Origin of the sequence: Sphingomonas piscis, assembly GCF_011300455.1 — a bacterium.
Taxonomy (GTDB): domain Bacteria; phylum Pseudomonadota; class Alphaproteobacteria; order Sphingomonadales; family Sphingomonadaceae; genus Sphingomicrobium; species Sphingomicrobium piscis.
In genome coordinates, this window is sequence record NZ_CP049869.1 from 2,329,394 (window position 1) to 2,340,253 (window position 10,860).

Annotated in this window: 13 protein-coding genes; 10 read left to right on the forward strand and 3 right to left on the reverse strand. The window is 64.0% G+C overall.

Annotated elements, in window-relative coordinates; all coding sequences use genetic code 11:
* The first annotated feature begins 73 nt into the window (after positions 1-73).
* The 10 genes from G7077_RS11835 (at position 74) to alr (ending at position 8,639) form a co-directional block, all read left to right on the forward strand.
* Complete coding sequence (locus G7077_RS11835) at positions 74-808, forward strand: SDR family oxidoreductase (RefSeq protein WP_166411882.1); 735 nt, start codon at positions 74-76, stop codon at positions 806-808.
* On the forward strand, positions 805-1,215 hold the full coding sequence (locus G7077_RS11840) for a dihydroneopterin aldolase (protein WP_166411883.1): 411 nt from the start codon (positions 805-807) through the stop codon (positions 1,213-1,215). The genes G7077_RS11835 and G7077_RS11840 overlap by 4 nt, the downstream gene beginning before the upstream one ends.
* 228 nt (positions 1,216-1,443) lie before the next feature.
* Positions 1,444-2,091 carry an energy transducer TonB gene (locus G7077_RS11845; protein WP_343039997.1) on the forward strand — a complete coding sequence of 216 codons (648 nt, stop codon included), beginning with the start codon at positions 1,444-1,446 and terminating at the stop codon, positions 2,089-2,091.
* Positions 2,092-2,146: 55 nt separating this feature from the next.
* Positions 2,147-2,899, forward strand: a complete 753-nt coding sequence (locus G7077_RS11850) for a MotA/TolQ/ExbB proton channel family protein (RefSeq protein ID WP_166411885.1) — start codon at positions 2,147-2,149, stop codon at positions 2,897-2,899.
* Between the two features lie 70 nt (positions 2,900-2,969).
* Complete coding sequence (locus G7077_RS11855) at positions 2,970-3,446, forward strand: ExbD/TolR family protein (RefSeq protein ID WP_166411886.1); 477 nt, start codon at positions 2,970-2,972, stop codon at positions 3,444-3,446.
* Positions 3,447-3,467: 21 nt separating this feature from the next.
* Positions 3,468-3,890: an ExbD/TolR family protein gene (locus tag G7077_RS11860; protein WP_425505327.1), complete on the forward strand. Its 423-nt coding sequence runs from the start codon at positions 3,468-3,470 to the stop codon at positions 3,888-3,890.
* Positions 3,891-4,023: 133 nt separating this feature from the next.
* A complete protein-coding gene (gene glmU, locus G7077_RS11865; RefSeq protein WP_166411888.1) occupies positions 4,024-5,376 on the forward strand; it encodes a bifunctional UDP-N-acetylglucosamine diphosphorylase/glucosamine-1-phosphate N-acetyltransferase GlmU in 1,353 nt (450 codons plus the stop codon).
* Positions 5,377-7,200 carry a glutamine--fructose-6-phosphate transaminase (isomerizing) gene (glmS, locus tag G7077_RS11870; protein ID WP_166411889.1) on the forward strand — a complete coding sequence of 608 codons (1,824 nt, stop codon included), beginning with the start codon at positions 5,377-5,379 and terminating at the stop codon, positions 7,198-7,200.
* A 1-nt stretch (position 7,201) separates the two neighbouring features.
* Positions 7,202-7,573: a tRNA-binding protein gene (locus G7077_RS11875; RefSeq protein WP_166411890.1), complete on the forward strand. Its 372-nt coding sequence runs from the start codon at positions 7,202-7,204 to the stop codon at positions 7,571-7,573.
* Between the two features lie 40 nt (positions 7,574-7,613).
* Positions 7,614-8,639 carry an alanine racemase gene (gene alr, locus G7077_RS11880; RefSeq protein WP_166411891.1) on the forward strand — a complete coding sequence of 342 codons (1,026 nt, stop codon included), beginning with the start codon at positions 7,614-7,616 and terminating at the stop codon, positions 8,637-8,639.
* On the opposite strand, the gene nth is transcribed toward alr, so the two are convergent.
* The 3 genes from nth to G7077_RS11895 are packed head-to-tail and all read right to left on the reverse strand — an operon-like array spanning position 8,607 to position 10,739.
* Positions 8,607-9,284 carry an endonuclease III gene (nth, locus tag G7077_RS11885; RefSeq protein WP_166411892.1) on the reverse strand — a complete coding sequence of 226 codons (678 nt, stop codon included), beginning with the start codon at positions 9,282-9,284 and terminating at the stop codon, positions 8,607-8,609. The genes alr and nth overlap by 33 nt on opposite strands.
* Positions 9,281-9,988 carry a 4-hydroxy-tetrahydrodipicolinate reductase gene (gene dapB, locus G7077_RS11890; protein ID WP_166411893.1) on the reverse strand — a complete coding sequence of 236 codons (708 nt, stop codon included), beginning with the start codon at positions 9,986-9,988 and terminating at the stop codon, positions 9,281-9,283. The genes nth and dapB overlap by 4 nt, the downstream gene beginning before the upstream one ends.
* A gap of 10 nt (positions 9,989-9,998) precedes the next feature.
* Positions 9,999-10,739 carry a DUF72 domain-containing protein gene (locus G7077_RS11895; RefSeq protein ID WP_166411894.1) on the reverse strand — a complete coding sequence of 247 codons (741 nt, stop codon included), beginning with the start codon at positions 10,737-10,739 and terminating at the stop codon, positions 9,999-10,001.
* Positions 10,740-10,860 lie beyond the last annotated feature (121 nt).

Below are 10,860 nucleotides of genomic sequence, written 5' to 3' on the forward strand. Positions count from 1 at the left end.
CCTCTGTCAGGCGCCGCTCTGCCATGCAATGCGGCCTTGCGTGCGGAAGCGCCGTCCGTCACTGCAATCCTCGATGAGGGACGAGCCGCGCACCGCCATTGTGACAGGAGCGAGCAAGCGCGTCGGGGCCGAGATCGCCCGCGCTTTGCTCGCCGAGGGCTGGCAGGTAGTTGCTCACGTCCGGTCGGAAGACGATCCAGTTCCGGAAGGTGCGGTACGAGCCACCGCAGAGCTGAGCGATTACGAGTGCGCCGAGACCATCTTCCGGGCGGCTGCGGAGCTTCCGGCGGTGCGCTTGCTGGTCAACAACGCCTCGCGCTTCGTTTTCGACAGCGCCGAAGGGTTCAATCCGCAAGAGTTCGACGACCATATGGCCGTGAACCTGCGCGCGCCGCTGTTGCTTGCGTCGGCCTTTGCTCGGCGGCATCGTGACGGTGACGGGTTGATCGTCAACATCCTCGACTCCAAGGTTGCGGCGCCCAATCCGGATTTTCTGAGCTACACCTTGTCCAAACAGGGGCTGGCTGCCGCAACCGGGCTGCTCGCGCAGGCGCTGGCCGCGCAAGGGATGCGGGTGAACGCCATCGCACCGGCGCTGATGCTGCAATCTCCAGGGCAGACGGCGGAGAATTTCCGCAAGATGCACGCGGCTAATCCGTTGAGCCGGGGGGTTGAGCCGGCGGATGTCGTTTCTGCCCTTCGATACCTTCTCGATGCAGCGACGGTGACCGGCCAGATCCTGACCGTCGACGGCGGCCACCATTTTCTGCGGCAGGACCGCGACGTCCAATTTCTGGAGGGTGAATGAACGACGAAGCTCGGTTGAGCGGCATGGTCCCCGACCATCTCAAGGTGAAAAGCGCGAGCATCCTTCTCGATTCGCTTGAGGTGCAGACGGACATCGGCTTTCACGATTTCGAGATAGGGACGCCGCAGCGCCTGCTCGTCACGGTGGAGATCTGGCTCGACCAGGTTCTTGTCCCGGACGGGGACGAGCCTGCAAATGCACTCGACTATGATTACCTCCGCTCGGAGGTTCGAAACCTTGCCGGGAGCCGACGGTACAATCTTCAGGAAACGCTGGCGCACGCGATTTACGAGCGATTTGCGGCGCTTGCCGGGGTGCGTGCCATCCGTGTGGCAACCGCCAAGCCCGATATCTATCCCGATGCGCGCGGTGTCGGGGTGGAGATCGCGTCCTTCGCCCGCTCGTGATCGACTGCGGTACGATGACGTTAAACCGTCATAGTTTCCGCCGCTGGAACAAAACCCATTGCACGGCCTTTGAGGCAGCTATAAGGAGGCGCGCTGTTGCCGATGATATGTTGATACATCGGTGGCCAGATTGAGGCGTGCGTCCGAGATGCCCGGTCTGAAACCGCCATCCCGGCGGACTGTCGAGGGGAGAAGTGCCGCTTAATGTCTTACGCTAATCGCAAGCAGATGAGCAGCAACCGGACGGCGGCAATCATCGTCGTTGCGCTGATTCATGCCGTACTCGGATATGCGCTCGTGACCGGTCTTGCATACAACGTCGTCAAGAAGGCGGCGGAAGATCTAAAGACCTTTGACGTGGAGGAAGAGCCGCCGCCCCCTGAGGAGGAGCCGCCGCCCCCCGAGGAAACCCCGCAAGAAACGCCGCCGCCACCCGTGGCTGCGCCGCCGCCCTTGGTTCGTACGCCGGTGCAGGAATCGCCCGTTCAGGCGACTCCCAATCCGCCGCCAGTGGTTCCGATCACGCCGCGTGCAACCCCTGCGCCGCCAGCACCTCCGGCTCCGCCGCCGCCTCCGCGGCAGCTGCAGCCGAAGAGCGTCGTCGGCAACCTTCAGGGCCTGATCCGCGACACGGACTATCCGGAAAGCGCCATCGATCGCGATGAGCAGGGCACGGTTACCGTGTCGCTGACCGTCGGTCCGAACGGACGCGTGTCCGGGTGCAGCGTCGCGGCGTCGAGCGGGTCCAGAACTTTGGACAGCACGACTTGTCGGATTCTTCAGTCTCGCGCCCGGTTCACACCGGCGCAGGATTCGAGCGGCAACCCGACGTCCGGCACCGTGTCGCAGCGGATCACGTGGCGCCTCGCGGGCTAGACGGCCCGCAATCGCCATCAAAGAAATCAAAGCTTTTTAGAGGGAACAACACATCATGGCAGCTCCAACCGGCGAAAATCCTTTCGGCCTAGAGAACGCCCTTCGCGAGGGCGGCATCATTTCGCAGGCGACCTTCGCGATCCTCGTGATCATGTCGATCGGCACCTTCTACATCCTCTTCACCAAGCTGATGCAGCAGCAGAAGATCATCAGCCAGGGCCGCAAGGTGCGTTCCAGCTTCTGGAATGCTCCGAACCTTCGTGAATCCGCCGGCAAGCTCGAGCAGCGCTCGGCCTACCGCGCGATCGTCGACGACGCGCTTCTCGCTCAGGAGCAGCATGACAAGCTGGACGATCCGATCGACCGGCACGACTGGGTCGCCAACAGCCTGGCGCGCAGCCAGGGCTCGATCGGCGCCCGTCTCGGCGAAGGCCTGGCCTTCCTCGCGACCGTCGGTTCGACCGCCCCGTTCATCGGTCTGTTCGGTACCGTCGTCGGCATCATGCGCGCGCTGATCAACATCAGCGCCAAGGGCGACGCTTCGATCACCACCGTCGCAGGCCCGGTCGGCGAAGCGCTGATCATGACCGCACTCGGCCTGATCGTGGCCGTTCCGGCCGTGCTCGCCTACAACTGGCTGATCCGCCGCAACAAGTCGATCCTGGAGGACCTCGCGGCCTTCACGAACGACCTCAACGGCTTCATGTCGTCGGGTGGCAAGGTCAAGCCGCGCCTCGGTGGCCCGGCCCCGGCTGCTGCCGCAGCCAAGCCCGCTGCCGGCACCACGGCGCCCAAGGCGACTGCGTAACTTAAAGCCTCATCCGGACCGGGTTCGCCCGGTCCGGACCCAGCAGGCCAGATCAAGGACGTAATTCTTTATGGCAATGAGCGTAGGCAAAGAGGAAGGCGACGACGTCCCGATGTCGGACATCAACACGACGCCGCTCGTCGACGTCATGCTGGTGCTCCTGATCATCTTCCTCATCACCGTCCCGGTCGTGCTGCAGTCGGTTCCGATTCAGCTGCCCACGACCAGCTACGAGGTCACCGAGACGAAAAAGGAAAACGTCAATCTTTCCGTTCGCGGAGAGCCGGACGGAACTTGCGGCGTCTATTGGCAGGGCGTGAGGAAAATGGGCAGCAAGGAGCTGACCGAGCGGGCCGTCAAGCATCTCGAGGATCAGATCAAGGCCGTTGGCGGCGTTGATAAGCTCACCGAGGAGAACATGCCGGAAGCCCACATCCGTGGAGACAAGAATTCGCCGTACAAGTGCATCGGCGGCGCCGTCTACACGATGCAGCGTGCAGGCTTCGCGCGGGTCGGGTTCATCTCCGAACCCACCGGCGGCAATTAATAGGAGCTTATCGCCATGGCGATGCAGACAACCGGTTCGAACAACGAGGGCGAACCAGTCATGGAGATCAACACGACGCCGCTTATCGACGTCATGTTGGTGCTCCTGATCATGATCATCACGACCATTCCGCCGCAGTCTCATGCCGTGAAGTTGGACCTGCCGCAGAATAGCAACACGCCCCCGCCGCCGGTCGATCCGGTCAAGAACAAGATCGTCATCTTGGCGAATGGGTCGATCCTCTGGAACGGCACGCCAGTGGACCAGCAGCAGCTGCGTCAGTATCTCGATGCTTCGCAGCAGCTGACGCCCTTGCCCGAACTGCATCTTCAACCGGAGCCGAACGCACCATATGGTCTGGTCGACGAAGTGTTGGCGGTCACGAAGTTCGCCAAGGTCGAGAAGATGGGCTTCGTCGGTAACGAGCAGTACGGAAACTTCTAAGCTTCCAGCTCTTGAACCAGCAGGGGCGGTTCCTTCGGGAGCCGCCCTTTCTTTTTGCTCCGCTATTCTTTCGTTGGAACCAGGTGTTCGCGACTGGCGCCGGCCGCAGCCCCATGCCATTGCTTGCGCCGAAATGACGAAAACACATGATTTCGCGGCGGTGGTTCTGGCGGCGGGGCAGGGGACCCGGATGCGGTCCGATACGCACAAGGTGCTTCATCCCATCGCCGGACGGGCAATGCTTCTCCACTTGCTAGGAAGCGTGGATAGTCTGTCGCCGGCGCGGACCGTGGTCGTGCTTGGCAAAGGACGGGAACAGGTGCAGTCGGCCCTGGCCGGACGAGAGGTCCGCTTTGCCGTTCAGGAAGAGCAGAAGGGCACCGGACACGCCGTTCAGCAGGCGGCCGAAGCGCTCGGCAGATATGAAGGCGCCGTGCTGGTTCTTTATGGTGATACGCCGTTCGTAGAGTCGGCGACGCTCGCCAGGATGCTCGAGCGGCTCGACGCTCCGGACGCACCCGGCGTCGTGGTGCTTGGCGCCGTGCAGAATGACCCTGCGGCCTATGGGCGGATTATCGCCAATGGCGACCGCATCGTGAAAATGGTCGAATTCAAGGATGCGTCCGATGAGGAGCGCGCCGTTCGGCTTTGCAATAGTGGCATGCTGGCGGTGCGGTGCGCGGACCTGTTCCGCTGGCTCGGGCAGGTGGGCAACGCCAATGCGGCGGGTGAATATTACTTACCGGACATCGTCAACATCGCTGCCGGTGAGGGACGGCAAGCGGTGGTGATCACGGGCGACCCCTATGAGACTGCGGGGGTGAACAGCCGTGCGGAGCTCGCGCACCTTGAACTGGAGTGGCAACGCCGCCGCCGGGAGCAGGCACTGGACGAGGGCGCCACCTTGATCGACCCGGAAAGCGTCTGGTTCGCTTACGACACGAAGCTCGGGCGCGACGTGACGGTGGAACCCCATGTGGTCTTCGGCCCGGGCGTAGAAGTCGCCGACGGTGCGACCATCCACGCGTTCAGCCATATCGAGGGCGCGACCATCGGCGCTTGCGCCAGCATCGGCCCATTCGCCCGCCTCCGACCCGGCGCCGATCTCGGCGAGAAGACCAAGGTCGGCAACTTCGTCGAAATCAAGAATGCGGTCGTCGCCAAAGGTGCCAAGGTCAATCACCTGACCTACGTTGGCGACGCCGAGGTCGGGGAGGCCGCAAACATCGGTGCGGGTACCATCACCTGCAATTACGATGGGTTCGGCAAGTATAAGACGGTAATCGGCGCCGGCGCTTTCATCGGCTCGAACAGCGCACTCGTTGCGCCGGTGACCGTAGGGGATGGCGCCATCGTCGGCGCCGGTTCGGTGATCACCCGGGATGTGGAGCCGGACAGCCTTGCGGTGGCGCGCGGTGAGCAGAAGGGCATCGCGGGCTGGGCCGCGCGGTTCCGTTCCAAGATGACCAGGAAAGCGGCCGAATAAATGTGCGGAATTGTCGGAATTGTCGGCCGGTCGGACGTGGCGCAGCGGCTGTTCGACGGCCTGAAGCGGCTCGAATATCGCGGCTACGACAGCGCCGGTATTTGCACGATCGTCGATGGTGAGCTGGATCGTCGGCGGGCGGAGGGCAAGCTGGAGAACCTCGCGGCGGAGCTGGGCGCACATCCGCTCGGAGGCGAGGTCGGCATTGCCCATACCCGCTGGGCGACCCATGGCCCACCGACCGTCGATAACGCCCACCCCCACATCGCCGGGCGCGTAGCGCTGGTGCACAATGGCATCATCGAGAACTTCAAGCCGCTCCGGGACGAGCTGATTGCCGACGGGCGCACGTTCCTCAGCGAAACCGACAGCGAAGTCGTCGCGCATCTCGTCGCCCGCGAGGTCGAGCGCGGCGCTTCCCCGCAGGACGCGGTTGCGACGGTGCTGCCGCGCCTCCACGGCGCCTTCGCCATCGCCTTCCTGTTCCAGGATGATCCCGACCTCATCATAGGCGCGCGGATGGGGGCTCCGCTGACCGTCGGCTTCGGCAAGGGCGAGAATTACCTCGGCTCCGACGCGCTGGCGCTGGCGCCGCTAACCCAGCAAATCGCTTACCTCGACGAAGGTGATTGGGTCGTGGCGCGGCGGGAAAGCGTGCAGATCTACGACCGGGGCAACAATCCGGTGGAGCGCGCGATCGTCACCTCCGGCGCTTCGTCGGCGCCGATCGAGAAAGGCAATTACCGCCACTATATGCTCAAGGAGATTCATGAGCAGCCTTTGGTGGTTGCCCAGACGCTCCAGAGCTACGTCAGGCCGTTCGAAGGGGAAGTGGCGCTGCCCGACGCTGGCCTCGACCTGGCCGAGGTCAACCGCGTCACCATCGTCGCCTGCGGCACCAGCTTCTACGCCGGCATGGTCGCCAAATATTGGTTCGAGCAGTTCGCGCGCGTGCCGGTCGACATCGATGTCGCGTCCGAGTTCCGCTACCGCCAGCCGGTGCTTGAACCGGGCGGGCTGGCGCTTTTCATCAGCCAGTCGGGGGAGACTGCCGACACGTTAGCGGCCCTGCGCCACGCGCGGGCCGAGCAGCAGCGGATCGCCGTCGTCGTCAACGTGCCGACCAGCTCCATGGCGCGTGAGGCGGACCTGCTCCTTCCGACCCACGCCGGGCCGGAAATCGGCGTCGCCTCGACAAAGGCCTTCACCTGTCAGCTGGCGGTGCTTGCCGCACTCGCCGCCAACCTCGCCGCCGCCAAGGGCCGTCTGACGCGAGAGCAGGAGCGGGAGATCGTAAGCCATCTTCAGGAAGCGCCGGCCGCGCTCAATGCCGCGCTTGGCCATGACGAGGAGATTGCGGCCATGGCGCATCTCGTCGCCCCGGCCCGCGACGTGCTCTATCTCGGCCGCGGCCCCGATTATCCGATGGCACTGGAAGGTGCGCTGAAGCTCAAGGAAATCAGCTACATCCATGCCGAAGGTTATGCGGCGGGAGAGATGAAGCACGGTCCCATCGCCCTTATCGACGATCATGTTCCGGTCATCGTGATTGCGCCTTCCGGACCCTTGTTCGAGAAGACGGTCAGCAACATGCAGGAGGTCCGCGCCCGTGGCGGCAAGATCGTCCTGATCAGCGATGCCGAAGGGTTGGACCAAGCCCGTGAGGGCTGCATGGCCACCATCGAAATGCCCAAGGTGCACCCGCTGATCGCGCCGCTCGTTTATGCGGTGCCGGTACAACTGCTCGCCTACCATGTCGCGGTGGCCAAGGGCACGGACGTCGACCAGCCGCGCAATCTCGCCAAGTCGGTGACGGTGGAGTGATATGCACCTCCTGCATGATCATGAAGCGCCTGCCGCGCCTGAAATCGCATTCGACGACTTCCTGAAGGTCGATATCCGTGTCGGTACGGTCGTTGCGGCAGAGCCTTACCCGGAGGCCCGAAAGCCATCGCTTAAGCTTACCATTGATTTCGGCGGCGCGATCGGGGCCAAGCGTTCTTCGGCCCAGATTGCGCATCACTATGCACCGGATCAGCTGGTGGGCCGAAAGGTCGCTGCGGTGGTGAACTTCCCGCCGCGCCAGATCGGCAAGTTCATGTCGGAGGTGCTGACCGTCGGCTTTCCGGACGTGAATGGCGAGGTGGTGCTGTTCACGCCGGATCATGAGGTGCCGAACGGCGCCAGGCTGTTCTAAGCCTCTCGACGCCGCGCGACCTCCTGCTTAGTCGGGCTGTATGCACCAGCCGCTTCGTCTCACCTTGAGCAAGTCCGCCATTCAGTCGAACTGGCGCTGGCTGGCGGACCATGCCGGCACTGCGTGCGGCGCGGCAATCAAGGCCAACGGCTATGGCACCGGTGCGCGCGACGCGATGCTCGCGCTGCAGGAGGCGGGGTGCCGCGACTATTATGTGTCGACTTGGTGGGAAGCGGAGGAGCTCGGCCGAATGCCGGTCGATTCGGCGCTGTCGGTGCTCCACGGCGTCGGCGCCGACGACATGGTGGCCGCGCTGGCGAGCACTGCGCGACCTGTGCTCAACAGCCTGGAGCAGGTCGAACGTTGGCGCACGGCGGCTCCGGACCGCGCTTGCGATGTGATGGTGGATACGGGCATGAACCGCCTCGGCCTCCGCATCGAGGAGATCGGCGCCCTGGCTGGCCTGCGCATCGACACTTTGATGAGCCATCTCGCCTGCGCCGACGAGGACCACCCGCTCAATGCCGCCCAACTCAGCCGTTTCCGGCAGGTGCGGGCGGCAGTGCCGGCAAAACGCTACAGCCTTGCCAACAGCGCCGGCATCTGTCTTGGGGCAGACTATGCCTTCGATCTCGTGCGTCCCGGCCTTGCGCTTTATGGTGGCATTCCACGCGACGAAGCAGCCGGCAACATTTGTCAGGTCGCAAAAGTTGACGCGCAGATTATTCAGCGCCGTACCATCCGAGCCGGTGAGACCTGCGGCTATGGCGCGACCTTCACGGCAGCGGCAGACACGCCCGCTGCCATCATCAACATCGGCTATGCCGACGGCTACCTGCGCGGTTTTTCGTCGCGTGGCCGAGCCTTCGCAGAGAAGGCCGAGTTGAAGGTGCTGGGCCGCGTGTCGATGGACTTGGTCGCGCTGGATGCGTCGGAAGCGGATGTCGGCGAAGGTGATTGGGTCGAACTTGATTACGACCTGCCGCGCGCCGCCGAAGCCTCCGGCCTGTCGCAATATGAACTTCTGACCGGGCTAGGCGCCCGATTCGAGCGCCGCTGGATCTGATCCTTTCGGCGGCACCAGGTTCTTGTCCTTGAACCGGCATAGGTCGACCATCGGACAGCGCCAGCATTCGGGTCTACGTGCCTTGCAGGTATAGCGTCCGTGAAGGATCAGCCAGTGATGCGCATCGCGGCGGAAGGGCTGCGGCACTAGCCTTTCCAGCTTCAGCTCGACGTCCAGCGGCGTCTTGCCTGGTGCAAGCCCCGTGCGGTTACCGACCCGGAAGATGTGGGTGTCGACCGCGAACGTCTCCTGCCCGAAGGCGGTGTTCAGCACCACGTTGGCAGTCTTGCGGCCGACGCCCGGCAGTTTTTCCAGCTCCTCGCGAGTCCGAGGAACCTCGCCGTCGTGGTCGCGGATCAAGGCCTCACTGAGCGCAATGACATTCTTGGCTTTGGTGTTGAACAGGCCGATGGTCTTGATCGCCTCGCGTAGCCGGTCCTCACCAAGCACGACCATCTGCTCGGGCGTGCTGATTGTTGCGAACACCGGCCGGCAGGCAATGTTGACGCTGACGTCGGTCGCCTGCGCCGACAGCACCACCGCAACCAGGAGAGTGTAGGGACTGCTGTACTCGAGCTCGGTCTGCGGTGACGGGTTCGCCTCCGCCAGTCGCCGGAAGAACTCGAAGATATCGTCGCGCTTCACGCCGCTTCGATCACGTCCCGCATTGTATAGAGCCCGGCGGGTTTGCCGTGGAGGAAGCGCGCCGCCGCCAACGCACCGCGGGCGAAGATCGCCCGGTTTTCGGCCCGATGCGAAAGTACCAGCCGTTCGTCAGACCCGAGAAAAAGCACGTCATGATCACCTGCGACTGTCCCGCCGCGGACGGCCGCAAAGCCGATCGCGCCTTCCTGGCGCTTCAGCCCTGTTCCGTCGCGCGCCCGCTCGAAGTCGCCGGACTGCCGGCCCCGTCGAGCCGCTTCGCCCAGCGCCAGCGCAGTTCCGGACGGCGCATCGGCCTTGTGGCGGTGGTGCGCCTCGACGATCTCGATGTCCCAATCGGTGCCAAGCACCCGCGCCGCCCGCTCGACGAGGTCGGAGAGCAGCGCCACGCCGAGCGACGTGTTGGGCGCCCGAAGCACCGCAATCTCCTTGGCCGCGTCCGCGATGCGCTTGTCGGCAAGATCGTCGAAACCCGTCGTTCCGACCAGGATCGGCACGCCAGCCGTTACCGCCCGATCCAGGCTGGCGGCAAGCGCTGCAGGCGCGGAGAAGTCGATGATGACATCACCATGATCTTGCGAGATCAGAAAGGAAGGATCCTGCTCGGCGGCAGTAGCAATGGCTTTGCCCATGCGGCCGTTGGGAGCGAAAAGCGAAATTCGGATCGGCTGCTGGTCGGTGCGCATGGGCACCCTGTTAGCCAAGCCGCTCGGAAAGGGCGAGGGCGGCAGCCGGTGCGCGCACCTTGGCGCCGTTGATCATGTAAATGTAGGCGTCGCGGCCCTGCGCGGTCCACCCGCGCGCCAGCTGCTCGAACCCGGCCAGCGCCGCCTCGTCATAGCCGGTCGGCACTTCCTCGCTCATCCGCTTGAGCCTCGCGTAAGCGAAGTCCGCTGTGGGCACATCGATGCAGGGCACCTCGTCCGCGTCGCCATAGACCACCGCGATGTTGCGCGACTTGCACAGATCGAAGAAGCGGTCGTCGCGGAAGCTTTCATGATGCGGCTCGATGACATGACGCAGCGGCAGGCCGTCCAGCGTCTCGGGTAGCAGGTCGATGAAGCCGGTGATGTCGTCCCGATCGAACTGCCGCCGCTCCTGAAACATCCACAGGATCGGCCCGAGCTTGGGCCCAAGCGCCGCCATGCCCTGTGCGAAGAAGTTGCCGATGCCTTCCGCGCCCTCCGCCAGCTTGCCGCGCGATACGCAGAAGCGGGAACCCTTGATCGCGAACTGAAAGCCATCGGGCACGGTCGCCGCCCACTTCTCCCAGCTTTTCGGCGCCTGCCGACCGTAGAAGGTGGCGTTGATCTCCAGCGTCCGGAACTTGCTCGACGCATACTCCAGCTCGCGCGCTTGCGGCCACTTTTCGGGGAAGAAGGTCCCGCGCCACGGCGGAAAGTTCCAGCCGCCGATGCCAATCCGGACGTCCGTCATTCGCCTGACGATCGGGGTGGAAGTAGGTTGAGCATGGCGCCACCTACCACATCGGCGACGCTGTTTGCAGCAGACTCTAGAGGTGCGCCGAAGCGAATATTTGACCAGACATTCTGCCGCA